This window comes from Pontibacter saemangeumensis (assembly GCF_039541895.1).
GTDB lineage: Bacteria > Bacteroidota > Bacteroidia > Cytophagales > Hymenobacteraceae > Pontibacter > Pontibacter saemangeumensis.
The window spans coordinates 825,950-849,907 of record NZ_BAABHC010000016.1; the positions used below are offsets into that span (position 1 = coordinate 825,950).

The 23,958-nt window shown below is 51.3% G+C and carries 14 protein-coding genes; 2 read left to right on the top strand and 12 right to left on the bottom strand.

What is annotated here, in order from left to right:
• Positions 1 to 340: 340 nt before the first annotated feature.
• From ABD920_RS17425 to ABD920_RS17475, 11 genes are all read right to left on the bottom strand, one after another.
• Complete coding sequence (locus ABD920_RS17425) at positions 341 to 2,017, bottom strand: glycosyl hydrolase (RefSeq protein ID WP_345160781.1); 1,677 nt, start codon at positions 2,015 to 2,017, stop codon at positions 341 to 343.
• A gap of 121 nt (positions 2,018 to 2,138) precedes the next feature.
• Positions 2,139 to 4,193 carry an IPT/TIG domain-containing protein gene (locus ABD920_RS17430; RefSeq protein WP_345160782.1) on the bottom strand — a complete coding sequence of 685 codons (2,055 nt, stop codon included), beginning with the start codon at positions 4,191 to 4,193 and terminating at the stop codon, positions 2,139 to 2,141.
• Between the two features lie 28 nt (positions 4,194 to 4,221).
• Complete coding sequence (locus ABD920_RS17435) at positions 4,222 to 5,391, bottom strand: glycan-binding surface protein (RefSeq protein WP_345160783.1); 1,170 nt, start codon at positions 5,389 to 5,391, stop codon at positions 4,222 to 4,224.
• Between the two features lie 33 nt (positions 5,392 to 5,424).
• A complete protein-coding gene (locus tag ABD920_RS17440) occupies positions 5,425 to 7,086 on the bottom strand; it encodes a RagB/SusD family nutrient uptake outer membrane protein (protein WP_345160784.1) in 1,662 nt (553 codons plus the stop codon).
• Between the two features lie 18 nt (positions 7,087 to 7,104).
• Positions 7,105 to 10,308 (bottom strand): SusC/RagA family TonB-linked outer membrane protein, encoded by a 3,204-nt coding sequence (locus tag ABD920_RS17445; RefSeq protein WP_345160785.1) that lies wholly within the window; start codon positions 10,306 to 10,308, stop codon positions 7,105 to 7,107.
• A gap of 867 nt (positions 10,309 to 11,175) precedes the next feature.
• The gene (locus ABD920_RS17450) at positions 11,176 to 11,838 is read right to left on the bottom strand and encodes a GDSL-type esterase/lipase family protein (protein WP_345160786.1); all 663 of its coding nucleotides are present in this window, start codon (positions 11,836 to 11,838) and stop codon (positions 11,176 to 11,178) included.
• Between the two features lie 270 nt (positions 11,839 to 12,108).
• Positions 12,109 to 12,867, bottom strand: a complete 759-nt coding sequence (locus tag ABD920_RS17455; protein ID WP_345160787.1) for a 3-keto-disaccharide hydrolase — start codon at positions 12,865 to 12,867, stop codon at positions 12,109 to 12,111.
• A 399-nt stretch (positions 12,868 to 13,266) separates the two neighbouring features.
• Complete coding sequence (locus tag ABD920_RS17460) at positions 13,267 to 17,427, bottom strand: hybrid sensor histidine kinase/response regulator transcription factor (protein WP_345160788.1); 4,161 nt, start codon at positions 17,425 to 17,427, stop codon at positions 13,267 to 13,269.
• A 252-nt stretch (positions 17,428 to 17,679) separates the two neighbouring features.
• On the bottom strand, positions 17,680 to 18,102 hold the full coding sequence (locus tag ABD920_RS17465; RefSeq protein ID WP_345160789.1) for a hypothetical protein: 423 nt from the start codon (positions 18,100 to 18,102) through the stop codon (positions 17,680 to 17,682).
• Complete coding sequence (locus tag ABD920_RS17470; protein ID WP_345160790.1) at positions 18,102 to 19,343, bottom strand: ArnT family glycosyltransferase; 1,242 nt, start codon at positions 19,341 to 19,343, stop codon at positions 18,102 to 18,104. The genes ABD920_RS17465 and ABD920_RS17470 overlap by 1 nt, the downstream gene beginning before the upstream one ends.
• Positions 19,344 to 19,717: 374 nt before the next feature.
• On the bottom strand, positions 19,718 to 19,987 hold the full coding sequence (locus tag ABD920_RS17475; RefSeq protein ID WP_345160791.1) for a hypothetical protein: 270 nt from the start codon (positions 19,985 to 19,987) through the stop codon (positions 19,718 to 19,720).
• 271 nt (positions 19,988 to 20,258) lie between these two features.
• Here ABD920_RS17475 and ABD920_RS17480 point away from each other — a divergent pair, with 271 nt between their 5' ends.
• Both ABD920_RS17480 and ABD920_RS17485 read left to right on the top strand, forming a co-directional pair.
• Positions 20,259 to 20,468, top strand: coding sequence for a dodecin family protein (locus ABD920_RS17480; RefSeq protein ID WP_345160792.1), 210 nt, complete (start codon positions 20,259 to 20,261; stop codon positions 20,466 to 20,468).
• 1,186 nt (positions 20,469 to 21,654) lie between these two features.
• The gene (locus ABD920_RS17485) at positions 21,655 to 22,539 is read left to right on the top strand and encodes a class I SAM-dependent methyltransferase (protein WP_345160793.1); all 885 of its coding nucleotides are present in this window, start codon (positions 21,655 to 21,657) and stop codon (positions 22,537 to 22,539) included.
• Between the two features lie 727 nt (positions 22,540 to 23,266).
• On the opposite strand, the gene ABD920_RS17490 is transcribed toward ABD920_RS17485, so the two are convergent.
• Positions 23,267 to 23,958, bottom strand: a 692-nt coding sequence (locus ABD920_RS17490) for a T9SS type A sorting domain-containing protein (RefSeq protein ID WP_345160794.1), incomplete at its 5' end; no start/stop codon positions are given.

The following is a 23,958-nucleotide window of genomic DNA, read 5'->3' on the forward strand; positions in this document are numbered from 1 at the left end:
GTAAGAGACACTAAAAGTAAAAAAATGCGCACATACCTGCAAAAGTCACTCCTGGGTTGGGGCTACATCAAACGGTAAAAAGTACCTGAACACAAAGCCCGTTCAATTAAATCCGTCTTGTTGTGAGGGATAGATTTGCTACTTTTCCCACGCATAGCCATCATTTCTTCCGCATTAAAGTTGTTCTCTCTGTTCATAAGCCCGAATAACCCTGCTGATTTCTCAGCAATTCAGTTGCTTTGCTGCCTGCACCAAGTGTTGACTGATCAATGCTTTCTTTTCCCTTTAAATGGAGTCTGCTTCAGTTCCATCAGGCAGTGCTGATTATGAAGTGTATTTTTCATTTCTTTACCACCCGCACCGCTGCCCCGTTCAGGTTTGTTTTCACGAAGTACACACCCCGCGCAAGTTCGGCAAAGGAGACGGAGGCCTTGGTGCCACTTACTTTCAGCGCCTTCACCTGTTTGCCCTGCGCGTTATATATGGCGACGGTTTCTATCCTGCGTTCGCTGCTAATCGTTAACGTATCGGTTACCTGCGTTGGATATGCCGCAAAAGCCGGTTTCTCGTCTGTGTTGTCCCACAAACCTGTCGGCTCTGTTGGTGCAGTGGCCGTGTCCTGCCGCTCGTAGGTGCGGAGCTCCGGCATCTCGTCCAGTGTGATGACGTAGTCGTGGGCAAACATCTTCCTCCAGAGGGCCAGGGAATTGTACCTGCTGTCGCGGGTATAGGCACCATACCAGGGCATATACCACGACCACGCCGCACCGTCTTTCACGAGGTTCTCCACATCGGGGAAAGAACCTGTTTCGCTGAGTGTCAGCATTTTTTTCCCGCCATACCTGTTGTTCATATCGCTAAACTCCAGCGTCTGCGAACCATGGTCGCCGTCTTTGTATATATCCCGCCCCACGATGTCTACATAGGCATCCCCCGGGTACCAGGCATCGTCGTTAGGCTCCCGGGTCCAGACCCAGATGAGGTTTCGCAGGCCATGGTGGTTCACCATACGGTCGTACATCAGCAGCCACAGGGCTTTGAGCGGCTCCGGCCCTTTGGCTCCCCACCAGAACCAGCCGCCTGCCGCCTCGTGCAGTGGCCGCCAGATAACCGGCACGTGCTGGTCCTGCAGTTTTTTCAGCATGCCCGCTATATAGTCTATATCGGCCAACATGGCTTTGTACTCAGCTGAGTTCACATCCGATACCTTGCTTATATCGAAAGCAGTGCCCTCCGGCTTCGATTGGTTTTTCGTGTAGAACTCCTCCGTTGTGCGGGAAGGATCGCGCCAGTGCCACATCAGGGCAGGGATGCCGTTCCGGCTGTACCAGGTCCTGGCGTCGTTGATGGGCGTCTCATCGTTGTACCAGTTGTATCCGCGGCCGTTGTGCATAAAGTCGATCCCCAGCAAGGCCGGCTCTTTCCCAGTATTTTCCTTCAGCCAGTTCGATTCATCAAAACTGTTCAGGGTCATGGCGCCGGAGATGATCCTGTCGCCGTAGTTATCCAGCAGGAAATCATACAGGGCGCTTGCCTCCGGTGTAGGGTCAGGTGTTACCAGCGCCTGGTTCAGGTCGAACCTCTTTGTCCCGACTACCTGTTCAAACTCTATATAATCAATGTTGATCCACCCCCATGATTTAACGATCTTCACCTGGTGCTGCCCGGCGGAAAGCTTTTGTGCGCTCACCAGTTTCAGGGTGGTATAGGCATTTTCCTTTTTCAGCGAGAAGTCCAGCGTGCTCCCATCTATCTCAAACCTGTTGATTTTGTCGCCTGCCGGGGAGGCCGCTTTGATATAGATGCTGTAAAAGCCTTCTTGAGGGAGCGTGACGGCAAAAATAAGGTTACCCTCCCCCTGTGCCACGGCGCTGCCACCAGAACATTCCGGGCACGCGACTTTGGATGCACCGCCGGAGAGGCTGGCGTTTTCGGCTTCGTACTTCTGGCTATATGCCTGAAAAGAGGCAAGCAGCAGCAAAAGGATGCAGATTGATTTTAGAGAGGATCTGTTCATCTTGGCAAATCGGAAAATTAAACCCGCGCACGGTCAATTGTAAAGCAGGGCATTCGACAGATTCAAAATCAAAAAGGAAGAGCAGTGTGCTCTTCCTTTTTGATTGGGGCTATTGGGAGTGTTACCTCAAACCGATATCATCAATGTAGATGGTGTTCGGGTTCTCTCCATAATTTTTGATGTACAGTTCCGCGAGACCGCCTGACAAATCGCCGAGTGAGCTCAGGGGGATTTCTATCAACTTGTACTCCCCTGCTTTCACGTCAAAAGGAACATCAGCGGAGCTTGTCCCACCAGTATTCTTCGCCTGAACCGCGATGCGGCTATCCTTTGTGCCGCGCACGTAAAGCACCAGGTGCGTGTAATCTGCTTTGGTTAACACGTTCGCTTCTTTCGGGTGTAACTGCAAGGCCCCATAGGCGTCGTTGTAGCTCACCTTAATGGCGTTTGCGCCTCTGCTCACGTTTTCAGTATTAGCCATTTCCTGCGCGGTAGTGCCCCAGCCGCCCCATTTATCCCACTCTGCGCTGAGGGCATCGTTGTAGATATAGTAGGAGATGTTTGGTGCAGCCGAACCGATCTGCGCCTGCTTGTCGGTCGCTACCTCAAAACCGGAGTGGGTGATGAGTTTCAGCACACCTGTTTTTGCGGTGGCAGGAACAGCCAGCACGATTTGGTTTGCGTTTTGAGCGACAAAGGTTGACACGGTCGCTCCACCGGTGAAAATCACCGACTTCACCTGGTCAAGCTCTTTTCCACTGATGGTCAGGTAGTTCCCGGCGATCACCGGTTCCGGCGTAAGACTTGTGATGATCGGTAGAATGATGTTTACCTGCGCAGTGGTCGCTACTTCATAATCCTTGACCGTCACGATTTTCAAGGCTCCTTTGGTAGCGTTCATCGGCACTTTCACCACAATTTGGGTAGGGGTCTGGCTGACAAAGGACGTCACCTTGGTGCCACCCTTAAATTCGATGCTCTTTACCAGATCCAGGTTGGTGCCGTTGATCGTCAGGTTCTGCCCTGGATCAACAGGGCTTGGGGAAACCGAGGTAATAACCGGTAAAATAACCGTTACTTCCTGTGTTGTCGCTACCTCCTCACCAGAATTCGCCACCAGGGTAAGCGTGCCATTGTTGGTGTTGTCAGGCACCTTTACCACAATCTGCGTGGCCGACTGGCTCACAAACTCCGTTGCTTTGGCCTCGCCTACGCCCTTAAACTTGATCTCCTTTACCAGGTTCAGGTTAGTGCCGGTAATAGTGAGGTTATCCCCGTGCTTCACCGCACCGGGAGCCAACGACGTGACGGCAGGCAGCGCAATGGCCAGTTCCTGCGTGGTTTCTACTTCCACGTCAGAGTTTGCCACCAGCGTTAGCACGCCGGTTTTCGCGTTCCCCGGAACCTTCACCACAAGCTCTGTCGCCGACTGGCTTACAAACTCACTTACCATCGCCTCGCCTACACCGTTAAACAGCACTGCCTTCACAAGGTCCAGATCGGTACCCTTGATGGTCAGGTCTGCCCCGGTGTTCAGCGCAGCAGGCGTTAGCGCAGTCACCTTCGGCAACGTCACGATCAGTTCTTCCTCAGTTTCCACAAAGGAAGGCTCTGTACCGCCGCCTACCAGCAGCAGTTTGCCCGTTTTAGCGGTGGCCGGCACCTGGAGCACCAGTTCCGTCATGCTCTGGCTTACGAACTCCTTTACCGTGTCGCTTTCGAAAACCACGCCTTCCACCCAGTTCAGTTTGGTGCCTGTGATGGTGATGTTGGCACCCGGGCGGGCCTCCGCAGTTACGGAAGCGATCGTGATCGGCACCTCAAAGCTCAGCACAGTCTTGGATTGTATATCGCCGGAAGCTGTTTTGAGCGTCACATACCCTTCGGTCGCCTCTTCAGGCACCACCAGCACGATCAGTTCTGGCGTCTGACTTTTAAAGGCCGATTTAGGAACGTTAACGCCGGGCAGCTCGATTGACTCCACTTGGTTGAGGTTATGGCCGATGAACCGGATCTCCTCCCCGTGCTTCACACCGGTAGGCCCGAAGCTTAACAGTTCCACCTGCCCTGCATTAGGGCCGTTTTCATCATCGTCGTCATCGCAGGAGGTGATTATCCCGAACGAGAGCACCAGGCATAAGAGCAGGAGAAGCCTTGTATTATAGAAAATTTTCATACGTATATCTTTCTGTTGGTAAGGATCTTTATTTAGCCGCTGTTGGCACTACCCGCATGTTATCCAGCGCAAAGTTTGCATTCACGGCGAGCGGGCCGCTGAAGTGGAACGACACGCCGTAGCCATCCGGGCTGTAAGCGAACTCCTGGTTAGCCGCGTAGAACTCGTCGAACGGGATGCTTACCGTTTCCCATTGCCCTTTTGTGTCCACGTTAGGTTTCCAGGTATAGAAAATAGTGTTTCGCTCTGTGCCCATGTCGCCGGTGCCCATGTACATCTTGATTTCTGCACCCGTGAGTGGAGCCAGGGTGTTGATCTCAAACTTCAGGACATAATTGCCCGGGTTAGCGAACGCCTCGGCCGGGATGTTTTTTGTCTCCTGCGCCACATCGCTGTTCACAGGGCCGACATACCACTCAAACCACGCCCAAGGCCCCAGCTCGCGGCTAATACGAATGAATTTGCTGTTGATGTTCGCTATATCCGGGTCAGATGCTTTTACGAATGCCGGACCATGCCATAACCCGGCAAGCCCCCCATCGAAGCTGGCGATGATGTTTCGGTTATCCCGGAACCAAAACCCTGACTCTGACTCACCGAAGTTGGTTGTCACCGTAATCGGACCTGGCTCTGCGCCCTCCGGCACTCTCACCTGTATGGCATCGGCATCTTCTGATACAGAAACCACTTCTCCTTCTACCCCTCCGGCGAATGTCACCGTGACAGGCTCATAGAAGTAATCCCCGTAGAGCGTGGCAACTTCACCTGTGTTCACATATTCGCTCAGCATCCCGGTGATAACGGGTTCGCTGATGTCTACCACGAAATCATGCATCAGTGAGTCGCCGTTCGCAAAAATGATCTTCATTTGGTTTGAGATATCGGTTGGGATATCAGCGGGCACCCTGGTGATGATGGAAGTGTTCGTGATAAAGGTAGGAGACAGCGATCCGCGCAGGTCATTGAACCAGATTTCGCGTGCGCCATCCAGGTTCTGCCCGACGATGGCGATCATGGCCCCCTGCCCTGCCTTTGCAATTAGGGAGTCGGAAGCTTCGGGCCTTGTTACCCTGATGTAGCTAACCATTGGCTTTCCGCCGTTCGGTCCGTTATCGTCGTCCTCGGAACAGGCTGTAAAGATTCCTGCCATCGCGAAGGCGAGGAACAGGAATAACAGTGATTTATATCTAATTTTCATATATAATCTTCTCTACAATAAACTAACAATTGATTATTCCCCAAACTCATATGCAACCGGCTCATCCCGCAGCCATGGTGCCTGGCTTGACTCAGATGCTGGTATCGGAAGCAGGAAGTTCCCGGAGTTAGCGGTGGCTGTTCTTTCTGTAAACCAAGATGTTTTCTCAAACTCCCAGGAAGTGGGGTTCGGCATGCGGTTTGGATGTACCACAAAGAGTCCCCGGTCCTGGCTGTTGACGATATCATAGGCTCGCTGAGGGTTGTAGTAGTGAATTCGCACCAGGTCATACCAGGCCAGTCCTTCCATGGCAAACTCCTTCATCCGCTCCTCGAACACATCCTGCCAGGTCAGTGACTCTTCGAGAGGAGCTACACCGGCCCTGGATCGGATGACATTAACATATTCCAGTGCTTTCGCATCGTTGGTCGATTCACTGCTCCCCAAAACTGCGTCTGCATAGATCAGGTACATCTCAGCCAGTCGCAGCATGTACGTGTCGGTAGGGTAATTTTGCTGACCTGCCTGACCACCTAAGTCATCCGCTTTTCCAACCACGTACTTCTTGATACTGGCGAAGCTGTTGTCTGCGTCGGCTCCCGGGGCCGGGAAAACCAACTCCTGCTCCGATGCGTTACCCTCTGCATCCCTGACGGTCTGGGATATCTCGGGGTAATGGAAGCCCGGTAGCATATAGGTGGCTTTCAACCGCTCATCATTTGTAAACCCGTCCTCAAACAGGCCATCGTAGAGACTTAGCTGCCACCAGGAAGCACCCAGATCGCCCCCCCAGCCATCACCGTTGGCGATGTCGTTGCTGTAAGTGATCTGAGAAACCATGGTGTTTCTGTAGCCATAGTTCGTAGTGAACACCCACTGCTGCTCGAACAGCGACTCTGCATTATTGTCGTAAGGGTAACGGAACAGGTCAGCGTAGTCTGGCAGCAGGGTATGGCCACTCATCGTGATCACCCTTTCTGCATACTGCTTTGCCAGATCAAGGTACTCCTGATTCATACTGCCGCCTAATCCGGCCCTGGTCAGGTAGGTTCTGGCCAGCATGCCTTCTGCCGACCATTGCGAGACTCTTCCGGCAGCGACAGCATTAGCCGGAAGGTTCTCAGCAGCATACACGTAGTCCCTGGTGATGAATTCCCAGACACTCTCCACTGTGTTACGCTTCACTTCCGGATCATTCAGCAAGGCGATGTTATTCTCAATGATTGGAACCGCGCCATAATTCATGACAAGGAAAGAGTAGGCAGTGGCGCGCATAAAGCGTGCCTCTGCAATAACATGCTTCTTTATATCCTCTGACACTTCAGGTCCGGCATAACGCTCCACATTTTGAATGAGCGTGTTGGCCTGACCGACTACAATCCAGAAGGCACGGTAGGCTTCGCTGTTTGAGGTAGAGACTTCTGTGGTGTTGAACAGTACATCGTCCCGGTACCCCCAGGCACGCATAGTTGTACCGGCTCTGAGGTCCCCCAGTGCCCAGGACGCCTTATCCACATAATCCTTCCATACAACGCTGTAGAGCGGTGCTGACGCTGCCAGTAACTGCGCATCTGTCTTGAAGAAGTTGGCATCCACTAGCGTGTCTTGCGGGGGCCTTTCCAGGAATTCCTTCTCACAGCCCGAAAAAACGGATAAGGTCAGGAGTCCACTTATATATATAAATCTATTTTTCATGTTGCTCTTTGTATGAAATTAAAAATCAATACCAACGTTCACGGAGTAAACCGGTGTAAGCGGGTAGCGGCCGTAATCTACTCCGATGGCAGCGTTTCCAGCGTTTGCGTTTGGACCCACATAGGAACCCACTTCAGGGTCATAGCCAGAGTAGCCCGTGATCGTGTAAACGTTTTGGGCGCTCACCCCGATTCTCGCTCCTTTGATGTACTTCAGTTTTGCCATCACAGTAGAAGGCAGGTTGTAGTTCAGCGTAACGTTTTTGAGTCTTACAAAAGAACCATCCTCCACATACTTGTCTGTGTGACGGCTGAAGTTGTTGTTCTTATTGCCTCCTGACATTCTGGCTACAACCGTACCTGGGTTTGTAAGATAGGGGTTACCCTCCTCGTCTAACTGCACATTGGCATAGTCGAATGCACCCACGAACAGGTTGCGGCCGAGGTTGATGTTGTTCGGGTTGGTGTTCTCGCTGCGCAGGTAGTTGTAGATGTCGTTTCCAATGGTGCTGGTGATCAGGATGCTCAGATCAAAACCTTTATAGGAGAAGTCGTTGGTGAAGCCGGCATAGTACTTCGGCCAGGGATTACCGATGAATGTCTGGTCCTCTCCCGAGATGATGCCATCCTCGTTGATGTCACGGTACTTCACATCACCCACCCAGATGCTGTTTTCCGCAACCGGGAACTCTACGCCGTTGTTGTCGGCTGGCAGGGCGCTGTTCTCAATTTCCTCAAGAGATCCGAAGATGCCTTCCTCTATATAGCCGTAGAACAACCACGGCGACTGCCCTACCACCGTACGCTGTGTCCAGTTGTTCATCCACCAGTTAATGCGGTCGATCTGGCTGGTTTCAGTGGTTAAGCTCATCACCTCTGTTTTGAAGTGGGACAGATTAAAGTTCGATGACCATCTGAAGGCGGTGTTGTCGATGTTAATGGTATTCAGGGTAAAGCTCCAGCCTTTATTCTGCAGCGAGCCGATGTTCACGGTAGGAGGCGCAATCGAGCCGTTACCGTTTGTGCCCATATACCAGGGCAAGGAGCTTTGCAGAATCAGGTTATCGGTGTCTTTGATGTAGTAGTCTGCCTCTATCTGCACCCTGTTCTCAAACAAGCCCAGGTTTATACCGAAATTGTTTGTCTTCGTCTCCTCCCACTGGAAGTTCGGGTTGGGGTACCTGTTTGCTATGAAACCTGTGCCCCAGGGAGTTGGACCGGCAGCAAGCGTACCGTAGATGGCTCCACCGCCTCCCTGGTTACCTGTCAGACCGATTTCATAACGCAACCTCAGGTCGCTTACAAAAGGGACAGTGAAGAACTCCTCTTCCGACACCCGCCAGGCAGCAGACACCGATGGGAAATAACCCCACCTGTTTTCGGGTCCGAAGTTTACAGAACCATCCGCACGGAAAGCACCTGTGATGATGTACCGCTCGTTGTAGTTATAGATGGCTCTGCCCAGGTAGGACTCCATCCCCCACTCTCCCTGCCCGCCTCTGGCAACACTTGTTGCCTCATCCCCGGCGTTCAGGTCGATCACGTCGTTTGTCTGGAAACCGCGCCTTTCGCCATACAGGTTCTTCCAGGTTGATTCATTCACCTCGTGCGTTGCCATCAGGTTGATGCTGTGCTTCCCGAACTGCTTTCTGTAAGTCAGCATCTGGTTCCAGTTATAGGAGGTGTTCACACTGTTGTTGTTATTCAGAACAGCTACTGTGTTCTGCTGATACCCGAACTGGTAAGTTGGCAGGAAATACGTAGAGTTTGAAACACCAACGTTTCCGTTAAAGGCTGTGCTGAAGTCCAGATCATCCGTGATCTTAAACCCTAATGTCAAGCCTCCTAGTAACTGTCTCTTCGTCAGATCATTTTGCGTGAGTTCAGCAAGACCGATGGGGTTTGGCGGCGTAAACTGCTCCGCCGAGTTGTTCGTCACGTTTCCTCCACCATACGTTCCATCCAGGTTTCTCACCGGGATGTGAGGAGCCAGCTGAATAGCTCTCGTGATCACATCAGACTGTGTTGATGAGATACTTTCATCTGTTTGCGCGTAGTTGATGTTGGCTTTGATAGAAAGCCATTCTTTCGCCTGGTTATCCAGGTTCAAACGGATGGAGGCCCTGTTAAAACCAGAACCTAAGGCAACCCCTTCCTGATCCAGGTATTCGCCGGACAGGTAATAGGTTGTTTTCTCACTACCGCCACTCAAACTCAACTGGTGCTTTTGCATCGGGGCGCTTTTGAATAGCTCTTCCTGCCAGTCGGTTCCCCCGCCCAACAGCGATGGGTCTAAAAAGTCCTCGCGCACATTACCGCCTGCGATCGACTTGTATTCGTTGTCCATTTGGGCATACTGGCGCAGGTTCATCACCTCCAGTTTCTCAGGCGCCGTTTGCAAGCTGTACAGATAGGCATAGTTGATGCGGATGTCACCCGCCTTGCCGCGCTTGGTCGTGATCAGCACCACACCGTTTGTCGCTCTTGAGCCATATAGAGCGGTGGCGGAAGGGCCCTGCAGGATCTCCATGCTTTCGATATCCGCCGGGTTCAGGGTAGAGAGCGGGTTAGAGCCGGAAGGCGAAATAGCCCCCTCAATCTGCACACCGTCAATGACATAAAGCGGTTCGTTTGTTCCGCCGATCGAGTTAACCCCTCGGATGTTTACAGAGATGCCGCCACCCGGGGCACCGGTATTCTGCGTCACATACACACCCGCAGCACGCCCCTGTATGGCCTGCTCAATTGTGGTGTTCACGGTCTTTTCGATGGATGCCGAACTGATCGTGGTCTGCGCTCCAGTCACCTCACTCTTCCTTACCTCACCGTATCCAGTCACCACTACCTCTTCCAGCAGTTTCTCATCCGGTCTTAAGGTGATGGCAACAGTCGATCTGCCGTCTACCGGAACTTCCTGTGTCGTAAAACCGATATAAGACACCACCAGCACCGCATCGCTGGCGGCCTGCAGTTGAAACCGGCCCTGTGCATCCGTGATGGCTCCGGCAGACGTTCCCTTTACGCCAATGCTAACGCCGGGCAGCCCCTGGTTATCTTCCGAAGAAACGACTGTGCCGCTGATAGCCTGCGTAGTCTGGGCAAAACCGCAAACGCTCTGCAGGAAAAGGAATGCCAGTAGAAACAGGGCCATCCTCCAGGCAGTAAGCGATTTACAGAAGGGATTCAGAATATAATCCCTGTAATAGTACATGTGTTTCATCATAACTCAGTGTTGTATTGTTGAAGGTTTAAACTTTTTTAAATTGTATCGGGCAGTTGCCATCTATCCTTATATATGCCTTGGGTCAAAAGCCAAAATTATATACCGCTGGTTTTTAGAAGTGTGACTACTCAATCACTTGCTTGTGTGCGCTCGACTTATTATCTATTGGTTTATCTTGTATTTCTCAGGCTTATGGTTAATCTTTTATAGAGCCATTCTTCAGATTCCTTCTGTAAATGCAGCGCAACTCCCGAAATGCAGCGCAACTCCCGCAAAATCACTTTACAATCGGTTCGTTTGCGCTCCGACTCCTGCTTTAGAAAAGCTATCAACCCATTTTCCTGATTAAAAGCTGTCCAATTAACTGAAGGGTGTTCCACGTCAGTTATACCCCGCTTCATCAACAGGGACATAAACTTAACACGGTCAGCGCGCGCTCATGCACTTCATGTTATGGCGCGTAGCTTTTAGCTGTATCCCGCAAACCCATTGTGTGATGCAAGTGCATTCTTAATTGCACAGAGAATCTGCTATCCTCAGGTCCATGCCTTTTTACAGCACTAAAAGTATGCAATGGAGAGGTAATGCAGGGGTACCGAATGTTTCCAATGTATGACGCTAATGTTAACATCGTGTTCCCTAACCCGCTTCTGCCTTTATTCTATGCATTTTAAGGTGTTTTTCAGGGTTGACTCCTCAGAGAACGTGCCTGATGCCAGGTCCCCCTGACCTGTCTGCCGAACCCGCGAATGGGCAGGTTCGGAGGTCTGTGACCTGAGCGAGAGAGAACAGACATAGCCGGGCACCTCCTGCTCTGTCGCTGCAGGAAATGGCCGGCTATATAGACCGTTAGTTTAAGAGTCGGTTTTATTTGGTGGAGATGGCCTTCGTTGCCTGAAGTGCCTTGTACACCTCTTGAGCCAGCAGGGCCGCGCCTTCATCGTTTGGATGGATGCCGTCGTAGGTTAGATCGGCCTTTCCTAAAAAGGGCTTATACAGATCAATGGTGTTGACTTTTGTTTTGCGGGCGATCTTCTTTATGGCAGGCAGCACCTCATTGTCCATTACCGCTTTGCTGATCCCGAATTTGTCCTCGAAAACCGGAACAGGATAGGCTATATATACCTGGGGGTCGGAGGGCAGCTTTTTAAAGGACTTGACGAATTTCACATAATCCTTCACAAACTCATCCTTGTACTGCCAGTTCTGAGGCTTGGTATCGTTTGTGCCCAGTTTGATGATGACGATATCCGGGTTCCAGGCCAGCACCTCCTCGTACTTCGTCTCGTTCCAGAAAGGGTAATCGCCTTTCTTCAGCAAAGTGCGGCCGCCCATGCCGTAGTTGCGCACCTCGTACTGCTCGCCGAGCAACTCCTGCAGCACCTGCGGATATGTCTTCTGCAGCCCGGACCCTTCTGTGATGCTGTTGCCCACGCAGGCCACCTTTACTTTTGATTGTGCGAAGGCCGGTAAAGCGTTCAGCAGCAGAAACAGGCAAACAAGTACGGGGATAGATAGTTGTTTTTTCATTCTCAATTTATTTATGACGTTAAAAAAAACGGGTCATATATGGTTCCGCGGCTGGCTTTTCTGCCTCAAAAGCGGGCGTAGCTGTTAAGCCGCTACGAAGCAGGAAAAGGACCCTATGATGCCGGGACTACTCTAACGGCTATATATAAACTGAGGCCTTTGCCAGCTTCTTATATACCCGGCATCACTTCCACCGAACAGCATCAGGTTTCAAATCACCCCACCTGCGGTCCCGGGTTTGCAGCCACCGGAACAGCAGGTGAGGCGCTACTACAATTCCCTGATCCAGATGTTGCGGTATTGCACCGGGTTTCCGTGGTCCTGCAGCGAGATCGGCGCCTTGCCATGGGCTTTGTACTCCGGCAGGCCGATATACTCCGTCGGTCCCTTCAGTTCTACGTTGTTCTGCACCAGCACCCCGTTATGAAGCACCGTTACCCGGGCAGGCGTAAACAGGGAGCCATCTTCCTTAAAGCGTGGCGCGGTATAGACGATGTCATAGGTGTTCCACTCCGTAGGCTTGCGCATGGCATTCACCAGCGGGCGGTGTTGCTTATAGACGCTGCCGGCCTGCCCGTTAGAATACGTGCGGTTGTTGTAGTTGTCAAGCACCTGCACCTCGTAACGGTCCTGCAGGAAAATGCCGCTGTTGCCTCTTCCCTGGCTTTCGCCCTTCACCTCGTCCGGTGCGCTCCACTCCACGTGCAGCTGGAAATCGCCGAACTCTTTCTTGGTCGAGATATCTCCCTTGCCCACCGTGAACACCTTATCCTTCACCTGCCACTTCGCCGCACCGCCGTCTGCCTTGGCTTTCCACTGCGAAAGGTCCTTCCCGTCAAAAAGGATAATTGCATCAGAAGGGGCCTCCGTGGAGGTTGCGCCAGGAGTAATCACACGCACTGCCGGCTCCCAGAACTCAGTCATTTCGGGTACCATCTTGGGTGGCTTGGGCGTATCCTGGGCTTGTGTGTTGGTATACGCCAGCAGTCCTAAGGCTACGGCAGCTAAAGCGTTTTTCTTCGGGGTCATAAATCTCATATATAGGTTTAATGTTTCTGTTGTATCTGCTCCTTCTTCAGAGGGGCGGTTATATATAGTCTTCTTTAAACTCTGACATCTGGATCCTGTATCTGGCAGCAAACCCTGCTTCTCCCTCAAACGCATGCGGCAGGCTGGTGCATCTGTTTCTTCAGGATCAGGACTTTACCTTTTGCCAGGCTTAGCAGGCTGCATTTTTCAGGAGGTTAAAGTACTGTTTTGCGATGTAAAACGCAATCAGTTTATATACTTGCAGCGCGCTAAACCTCAGTTGCAAAGCCCAACACCGGGCGAAAACCGGGAGGCGCGCCCAGTATACGGAATGATAACAGCCCGAGAACACTGGCTTTATTTATATGTATCTCACTATTTATATGTATCTCACTGGCCTTATGCTTTGTTCTGCCGGCTTTCCGAATACTGCGAGGGCAGGATCTTATACTCCTCCTTAAAGTATTTGGTAAAATACTTCCGGTTATTGAAGCCTACTTTATATGCCACCTCCGCTACCGTCAGTTGGCTCTTCTCCAGGAACTGCGCCGCATGCTGCAGCCTGATCCTGCGGATAAACTCCACCGGCGACTGCTTCGTGAGAGCCACCATTTTCTTATAGAGGTGCACCCGGCTCACGCCCAGTTCCCGGCTCAGCATTTCGACAGAGAAGTCAGCGTTGGCAAGGTTCGCCTCCACCACCTTGATCGCGTTCTGAATCAGCTTGTCGTCCAGCGACACGATGTTCTCATCGCTCGACTGCACGCTGATCTTTTTCTCGAACACCTTTTGCAGCAACTCGCGCTGCGTAATCAGGTTGCGGATGCGCGACAGCAGCAGCTCGAAGCTAAAGGGTTTGGTGATATAGTCATTGGCGCCGATGTTCAGACCGTCCAGCTTTTTATCTTCCGAGGCGTGTGCCGTTAGCAGCACAAAGGGTATATGCGACGTGCGCGGGTCCGCTTTTATTTTTTTACAGAAGTCGATCCCGTTCACCTCCGGCATCATCAGGTCGCTCACGATCAGGTCCGGCATATGCGATAGCGCCTTCTGCCACCCCTCCCTGCCATCCCTGGCTTCGATGATGGTGAAGTGCGCCTGCAGGTTCTCCCGCAGGTAATAGCGGAAATCGTCGCTGTCTTCCACCACCAGCACCACCGGGGCATTGTCGAGGCAGCTGGAGACGGGAAACTTTACCGGCCCGCCCGCTGCAGCCTCCGAATCCTGCCCTGCCGTATTTTCTGTATCCTGCGCCTCCCGGGCTGGTGCTGGCATGATCTCTTTCACCGGAATGGTGACGGTAAAGCAACTGCCCTGGTTCGGGGCACTGTCCAAAGTGATCATGCCGCCGTGTATCTTCACGAATTCCTTCGTGATCGACAAGCCGATACCGCTCCCCTGGTTCACCAGGTTCCCCGGCACCACATCCCGGAAGAAGCGCTCAAACACTTTCTGATGGTTCTCTTTGGCAATACCGATGCCGGTGTCCTTCACCTTTATCTCCAGTATCCTGATGCCCGCAGAGGAGGAATCGTTGTCGTAGCAGTTGAGCGACACATGGATGTTGCCGTAATCCGGGGTAAACTTGAAGGCGTTGGAAAGCAGGTTGAACAGGATCTTTTCCAGCTTGTCCATATCAAAGGACACCTGCAGTTCCTCCACATTTGGCTTGAACGTGAGGGCAATGTTCTTTTTCTCCGAAAGCTCGGAGAAGGAGTTCACCGTGGCCTCCACAAACTTCACCACGTTGCCCTCCGACGGGTAGAGGCTCAGCTCCTGCACCTCAATCTTCCGGAAGTCGAGCAGCTGGTTGACCAGGTTCAGCAGGCGCCGGGCATTCCGGTTTATCATCTCGAACTGCTGCAGCTGCTCCTTGTTCTCTGTCGTTTTCAGCAGCCGCTCCACAGGGGCCAGTATGAGCGAGAGCGGCGTCCGGAACTCGTGGCTCACGTTGGTGAAGAACCGTATCTTCATCAGGTCAAACTCGTGCATCTGCCGGGCCTCCCTCCGCTCCTGCTCCAGGATCAGCTTCGCCCTTGCCCGCTGCAACTCCGTTTTGTGCACAAGCAACAGCAGCAGCACAGCCACCATCGCATATATGACAAAGGCCTCTGTGGTGAGCCAGAACGGGGCGAGCACCGCCAGCTGCATGCTGATCCCTTCCTCATTCCAGACGCCGTCGTTGTTCGAGGCCGACACTTTAAACACGTACTGCCCCGGGTCCAGGTTCGTATAGGTCACCCGCCTGTTGGCGTTGGTGATGGTGTGCCACGCTTTGTCGAACCCTTCCAGCTTGTAGCGGTACTTTGTTTTCTCGGGATGGAAGAAGCTGAGGGCAGCAAACTCAATCGAAAAAACGTTCTCGTCGTGTTTCAGGACAATTTGCTCGGTCGCGTCGATGGACTGGGGCAGCACCACGCGGCCGTTCACCGGTTTGCCCACCTCCAGGCTTTTATTGAACAGCTGGAAATCGGTGAACACGATGCGGGGCGAAGTGTGGTTCTCCCCAATCCTGCCGGGGTAAAAAAGGTTGATGCCGTTCGGCCCGCCAAACGCCACCTCGCCGTTGCGGGTCAGCAGCGCCGCGTTGTCATTAAACACCTTGCTCTGCAGGCCGTCCTGTTCGTCATAATTCCGGAAAGAGGCCACCAGGCCGTTTTTCCGGTCAAGGCGCATGTTGGAAATGCCGTTCGGGGTGGAGAGCCAGAGGTTTTTGTCCGCATCCTCCACAATGGCTATAATGGCATCGCTGGGAAGACCATCGGCCATGGTAAAGTGCCGGAACGTATTCGTCCGCTCCTCATATAAGTCAAGCCCTTCCGTCGTCCCGATCCATATATGGTTTTCACTGTCGCGGTGGATGTAGGTGATGTTGTTGCTGACAAGGCTCCCCGGGTCTTTCGGATCGTGGGAGAAATAAGCGCTTTTCCCCGTTTCCTTGTTGATCACATCAATGCCGTAGCCGCCGCCCACCCAAACATTGCCCTTGCTGTCGCCGGCCAGCGAGGTGATATAATCGCAGTGCACCGGAAACTCACCTTCTCCCAGGCGCGAGTGGCGGAAGGTATTGGCCTGCCGGTCAAACAGCTCCAGGCCACCGCTCAATGTGCCTATCCACAGGTTTCCTCCCGGGTCTTCGTACAGTTCCCAGATGCTGTTATCGGAGAGGCTGCGCGGGTTACCTGGCTGGTGCCTGTAGTGGGTAAAGGTGGTGCCGTCAAATTTATCCAGGCCGCCCAAGTAAGTCCCGACCCACAGGAAATCGTTGCTATCGAGCAGCAGGCTCACGATCACATCCGAGGCAAGGCTGTTGGGGTTGCTTGCTTCGTGCCGGTAAGTGGTATACGTGTTTGCCGCCCGGTCCCAGTAAACGAGGCCGCCGCCGTTCGTGCCGATCCATATATTGCCTTTCTGGTCTTCCTCAAACACGTTCACGTCGTCGTAAGGGAGGCTCTGGCCCAGGGATAGCTGTTGCTTCAGGTGCGGGAACCGGATGTTGTTCGGGTGGTAGTAGTTAACCCCTTTTTTGAAGGTGCCTATCCATATAATACCCTCGCTGTCTTTATAGAGGGTGTTGATGCTGTTATGGGCCAGGCTTTTATCCACTTCGCTGTTGTGGCGGATATAGGAAACCGAAAAGTCGCTCTTATTTATCACATTGATGCCCCCGTGGTCTGTGCCGACCCAGATGCTGCCCTTGCCAGCCTCCACGATGCCCCGCACCATGTTGTTGTTCAGCTGCGCGCGCCCTTTCCCCTTCTGCATATGGGAAAGAGTTTTGCTGGTGTGGTCATAGAGAAACACGCCGCCCTCCACTTTCTGCAGGTGCACCCACACGTCGTCGTCGCTGTCGACGGTGAGGGAGTAGTTGAGCTGCCGCTGCTTATACTTCTGGTAGATGTCGTCGTTCCGCGCCACCACCCGCAGGGTTTTGCGGTCGATTTTCTCCAGCAAGCCGTTGCGGTGGATGATCCATATATCGCCTTTGGAGTTCGGGTGGATGGCCGCGACTTCGTTGGTGCTGAGGGTGTTTTTGTTGTTGAAGGCATGCGTGAGCCTTACAGAGGTACCCCTGGAGGGCGAGTATTTCGTGATGCCGCTGCTCTTGCTGATAAACCAGTAGTTGCCCTCCGCATCCTTTACAATGTCCTCGACAGCCGCATCAGGCAAGTTGAACTTCTTCAGGAGGCCCTTATCCTGCCGCAGAAACCGCTCTGTCAAGGGGTCATAAACGCAGGCGCCGATGCTGGTTTGTACCCATATCTTCCCGTCAGGCCCCTCGGCAAGCTTGAGCACATCGTTGTTTATCAGCGAGGTGGTATCGTTGGAGTTGTATTTGAAAATCTTGAATTTGTAGCCATCGTAACGGTTCAGGCCTGACGAGGTGCCGATCCAGAGGTAGCCCCTGCTGTCTTTCAAAAAAGCCTTGATCTGGTTGCTCGAAAGGCCGGTGTTGATGTCGATCAGGGAAAACCTGTTCTGGTCTGGCACACCAGCCAGCACCTGGCCGATACTCCCCACCAAAAAAAGGAGGGATATTAGAAAGCTGTTAAAAGGCATAGTTGCAGTAAAGCTTGGGATTATTGCAGTTTCTAAGCTAAACAAAAATCCTAACAAACCATTCACTTTCGGAAGGATATAAAACGCACACCGCAGTGAGCGGGGCTGAGGGTATATTTTTCTCCGAAAGCGGCTGGAACATGTCGCAGCTACCGGGCCTCACACAAACGTAACCAGGCTTACCTTACCCCGCTATGATTGCACAGGTTATCCTGTATGCTCCGTGCAAATCGACTACTGCGCCACCCCGGATTATTCAGCGTTTGTCTTTGCCACCAGATACACATGGTATGTCCTGTGTGATGAGTTCCCGTTGCAGTTATATATCCTCAGGTGCCGGAAGGCTATATGATTGGCGTGAAAGGCGGCAACTGACAGCGGGTCGGCAGAGAAGACTACGGCCGGGAGCCTCTCAGGCAACTGCAGCCGGTTGTGGATCACCTGAATCGAACCCACCTCTTTTCCTACCTCCCAAATGCATTCGGGCGGCATGCCATCCACGGAATAAAATGGCAGCGAAAGCAGTTCCTCCGATTCCCTGACCGCTTTCAGGCTGCTGTAGCTTTGCTTTGGTGCAGTTGTTTTTGAATAAAGCGAAACCATCAGGAGCAGTACCACCACATGTAACCCCATGGTTGTGAGCAGAAAGCCACCCACCCTTTTTTTTCGGATCATCAGGAGCAGCCCCACCCCGGCCACCGAAAATAACACCGTAGCCCCCCCTGCTCCACCATGGAAACAGCATGCGCTTTAAATGCATACTGGTAAAGCAAAACGGGAACCGCAAACACGGCGAGCGCGATGACTATACCGTTCGCCAGCAGCACCCGATCATCCCATTTACTGTTCCTGCTTTCTTTGAAACTATCCAGCAGGTACTTAAGATAATGTGCCGTCAGCAGGGCCATCGGGAGCAGCAGGGGGAGCAGGTAACGCTCCTTTTTCTCCGGGATCAGAGACAGCAGCACCACGGAAAACAGCACCCAGGCTGCCAGGAAACGGTAATTGCCATACCGCTGAATGCGGGGCTTCGCATAGGGTACAAGCAAAGCTGCAAAAGTGAAAAGCGTCCAGACACCCGCCTCGCCCGGAAAGGCCCAATAGAACCACAGAGGTTTCAGATGCCGCGAAGTCCATGCGCTGCTCTCCTGCGATACACTCATAGCCAGGCTTTCCGGCTCTACCAGGTACACGTAGAGAGGCCACAAGCCCGCTATGAACAGACAGGTGCAGAGCGCCAGCAGCATCTCCTTCCATTTCGCCTTAAAAGACCGGGTGCCATACCCGTAGCTGTAGCTCAGCAGGAAGGGCAGCAGCAAGGCGTAAAACGACACAGGCCCTTTGCTCATAAAGGATAGCCCACATAACACACCGCACAGTGCGAACAGACCGAACTGCTTCCCTTCCTTTCTGCAGCCTTTCACAAACAACCAGATAGCCCCCAGCATGAAGCTGTGGCAGTAAACATCCCAGGTAGCCTGCCGCCCGAGGTGCACAAACAGGTAGGAGGTCACCAGCACAGCCGCCGCCAGAAAAGGTATCAGACGGTCGCGGGTAAGCTGCCGTGACAGCAGAAACAGGAACAGCGCGGTGAAAGCAGCCATGGCCGCAGCGGGCACGCGTAGCCACGATATGTCGTTGATATCGCCAGCACTGATGCCCGCCAGTGCTGTTATCCAGGTGGGCAGGGGTGGTTTCGCCAATCGCAGCGCCCCGTTCATGGTGGGGATGAGCCAGTTGTGGTGCTGTGTTATTTCGCGCGCCGTGATAAAGTTCCTGGCCTCCATCAGGGTTGGCTCCAGGGCACCGAGATATCCAAAAAAAGTGAAGCCGGTCAGCAGCAGCAAAATCGCCAGCTGCACATAAACATTTGATATGACAGCATAAGCCGGTGTGTATTTTTCGCGCTCAACCATATATAGATTGTGGGGTTTTACCCGTAGAAACATTAGTGCTGCAGTAGTTTTCAAAAACCGAGGGCCCTACCAGTTTATACGCCAGCGATAAACACTGCTACAACTAACTTACTATATAATTCTGTGAATGGTCTGTAGCAAAAGACAAAGCCGTGTGCGGCAGCCCCCGACCATTACACCATGTTATCATGCGTCACCCGTGCGCCCCCTGGCTACTTCTGGTATATCAGTCTTCCATATGGTGCGTTCGTAACAGCCCACGCTCTACTTTAGCTACACCGCTTTAGCTACACCCCAGCACATGACGGTTTAAGCAGCACATGACGGTTTAACAGAGGCAGGATGCACGGACCTGTACGACTGCTAAGCAACCATCATAGGTCGCATTTAAAATAATCTTCGCTATAGCCCGGAGCCCGATGATCGCCTATCCGTACCAGCCGATCCAGGCGTATCTCCTCCCCTGTTGCCAGGCGCAGGTATTCCTCACCGTTCTTCTCAATCAGTTCTTTTGGCACCGCCGTGACATTTATAAATTCCCGTATCTCGCTGTAATACTGTATGCGGATAAAAGGCTGCTTCGCTACCAAGTCCGCCAGCACCGCTACGAAGTCACGGTCAACTTGCTTATATGCTTGTTCCATTTCTATTTTATCTTCTGTGTGTTCCCATCAGTATATATAGCTCCATCTTACGGAATCGCCGCCACTTGGCAGAGCACCTTCTTTTACAAGAAAACGTATGTGCAGGCAAGGCGCTGTCATATCCCCCCTACCCTGCCTACAACCTATGCACAGGGCACTGCAGGTGTTTACGCGATCACTTTACCTGATATGCCTCCCTTGCTTAACTTCTTTGTTTTGAGCCCCGTACACCATGAGATATCCTGTTTATCAACCATTAAAGATAAAAGCTATGGCTATTGTAAAAGTAATAGAAGTAATCGCCGGTTCAGAAAAGAGTTTTGACGATGCCACAAAGAATGCACTCGAGGAAGCAGCGAAGTCCGTAAAAAACATCAAGTCCATTTACATCAAGGAAATGACCGCGAAAGTGGAAAACAATAAAATCGTATCCTTTGGTGTGAACGCGAAAATATCATTTGAGGTCGACACGTTGAAATAAGCCCCAAGCAGGAGCACGCAAAGAGGGGCGCAGGAGGTAACCCATCTTTGCGTGCTCCTGCCTGCCGCCGTCATTGATGGTGCCTGCTCCTGCACCTGATCCTTCCCGAAATTCTGCTTCAACCCAAACCAGCAGGGGTACAATGAATGCAACACTAACCACAGACGGGCTATATGCCTGGGCAGATCAAAGCAGATGAACTTATGACGTCTCCAATTTTTGCTTATAAACACTATAAATTACCTGTCAACCTCTACCATTGCTTTTACAATGCTTTTTTAAGCCAAGCGCTCATGGCGAACTGCTCCACCAAAGACAACGCAACATAGCTAAGGCCGTGCCTACCCAACAGCGCATCGGAAGGAACAGCAATAGATTCCGCCACGCCACCACCCATGTACATCCTGCATACCTGATGCTTTTGTAGCAAATCTGATTCTATGAGCGGCAGGCAATGCAGGTCTAGTAACTGAAAGTGGAGATAAAAGTAACCGCCTCCCTATATATAAATCTCGACGCACCCACCCCCGACAGTTTATGCTTCAGTGCGCACGGGTTACTGAAGAAGGTTTGCGTGCCATCGTAGGCATGCTGGTCTTTCCTGCGTATTAACTGCGCTGTCCCTTATGATGGCAAACCCTCGTCGGCTTTATACCTGTTTGCAAGCAAACTTATAATAATGCATGAAATTGTTATATAAATAACTGGTATCCATCAGTAGGGGGGTACAAAGTAAATACTACCTGCATTATGCGATTAAAGTGTTTATCAATAGTAAGGTCTGCTTATACTTCTACCAGCACATTCATTTTTGCTTACACTCCAATTCATATGCGTCCTTACAGTAAAAGATTTCGTCAGCAGGATGGTTGAAAAATATGACTTTTTATAATATGTATGGTATCATAAGTTACCCTTATTTCATGATATAAACAGGAATAGTATCCTCGTGATATAGTCATATAAAGCCAGTGTTTTCACTGTTCTACCATATATATCCTGTAATATTATATAATTGTTATAAAAATTTATAAAATAGTTTAATTTATTAAATTTTTTTTATAAATTTATTAACCCTAAAAGTTTAACCCGAACTTCGTATCCCCTACTTACGCACCCTTTCTAAGCCTTCAAAACTGTTTGCACTTCTTTTATAGACATTTCAACTAACCATAATTGTAATAGCATGATGTCTGTCTTGAAACCTTTTTTAAATCCGGAAGCAGAAATATATGATTCGGGAAGTTATTTAGAATGTCCCATTCAAAACCCTTCTGAAGGATTAAAAGCAAATGCGTATTATTTCAACCATCCTGAATGGGCTGAAGAATACCTTACTTACTGCCACCGCAGTGAGTCATTCAAAAGCCGTTGGCAAGCAGCTGTTGGCGACTGGACAGACAAGGTAGTGGTCGATATTGGCTGCGGTCCAGGCAATATTTTCGCCACACTTCAAGGGAAGCCAAAGCTTCTGATCGGCATTGATGTAGCTCCGGGTTCTTTGATGCTCGCCAAAAAACAGGGATATCTTCCATTACTTGCTGATGCCACAAAGTTGCCTTTCATCTCTGGTTTTGCAGATATTGTTACCCTCAACGCTGCCCTCCATCATTGTGAGGATATGGAGGCAATCTTAAAGGAAGCAGCTCGGTTAGTGAAGCCAGGGGGCATAATTGTTACCGACCATGATCCGCAACGAAGCGCATGGGATTATAAAGGACTCGCGAAACTGCTTTGGAATGGCAGGCTTTTAATTTACAAGATTACAGGCCATGGCTTCCACAAAACAAACAGCCAACAATTTTGGGGATTAGCCTGCGAGATTCATCACAAGCCTGGGCACGGCGTCTCCAAAGAGTTTTTCATAAACAACCTAAAACCTTTAGGCTTTGACGTTCACGTTTTCCCTCACAACCATGAGCTTGGCGCTGAAGTACTGCAGGGAGAAAAAGGGAGGGCTGAATTAAAATACAGGATTGGAAACATACTTTCAGGAAGGAACCCTAAGGCTGAATCCAGTGCCCTGACATTGATGTGCGTGGCCAGGAAAATGGAACATGTGCTCACATAGATATGTCGCAATTGTTTTAATGAATTTCCCATACCCGGCGCTATTATATGCCATAGAAGTTTAGAGAGTATCAAACGAGCTATCAAGTGTAAAGACAAGCAACTGTCAGGTTGAATTAGTTGCATATGCTCTAACCTTGGCTGTCTACTCATTTCAGCTAAAGTACTGGAAAGCCGCCACTCATTTTATGCTCTGCCAAGGTAAGTCACTCCACCGGAAAGAGTAGTTTGTGGTTGTGTTATGCCAAACGGGAGTTAACTAAACAAAGATGCTCCTCCAGCAGCCGCTGTTCAATACGTTTGCAGGAGGTAAAAAAGTCGCTGTGAAAATAAGTCGAAGTTTTTTACCTTCCAGTGCTTTTCGTTAATGGCGGAAAACAAAATGCGGCAAATATTAGGAATTCAAGGTAATAACTCCGGTTTTTTATGAAGCACAGACACGCAGCCCGACCAATCGCACTTTAGAACATAACTCTTCGGTCACTCTCCCAACACCCGCTTGCATATTCGCTCCTATATAAGTAAGCTGTCTGAAGGATTGACCCTGCTAGCAGATAAATTACTTTATCGGCCCGCAGCTGAAGCCCATCTCCATGTACTTTAATTCTGATGATGTATGTTATTTCATAAATCATATATCATATATAAAACAGGCGTTGCGAGTGTCATTGCTACTTTGTAGTAGCAATGACACTCGCAACGCCTAGCTAATTCTCTTTGTAAGAAGTTTATTTATCAAGTACGAGTTTAGACATTTTAGTACCTGAAGCCGACTGCAGCCTGACCAGGTATAAGCCCTTGCTTAGTCTTGCACCATTCACTTCTGTGACGATAGACTCTCCGCCTTCTGCCTGCCCCTGCTTCAGAAGCATCACCCGTACCCCTTTCGCATCATATAGGTCTAGTGTGTAATCACCTGCCGTACCAAGCACAAAGCTAATTATGGCCTTACCTGAGAAGGGGTTTGGATAAACAACTAGCTCCTGCTCAGGCCCGGTTTCCTGCAGCCTGTGTACCGTGGCCGAAGAGAGGGCGGAGGTGATCGTAAACTTCTCCCCGGCTGTGGCGCTGCCACCAGGCGTAGTGACCGTGATGTTTACTTTTTTTGGCAGCTTGCCGTTAACCGAAGGCACTATGGCCACTAACGCTGTGCCCGAATTCGAGTTAGGCTTTATATCTGCAGTAGAAGGTCCAAAACTTACTTTGGTGACCCCTGTCAGATCCGTGCCACTAATCGTCACCTCAGTTCCTGCCGGGCCGGAAGCAGGGCTGAAACCAGAAATGACCGGTGAAGACGTGGCCGGCGGATTTGTAACGGTTACACTCACCGCAGCCGAAGTTGTGACTGCCCCCGCATTGTCGGTGGCCCGGGCCGTCAGGGAGTAGGCGCCGGCTTCCACCCCGCTCCAGCTAAAGGAGT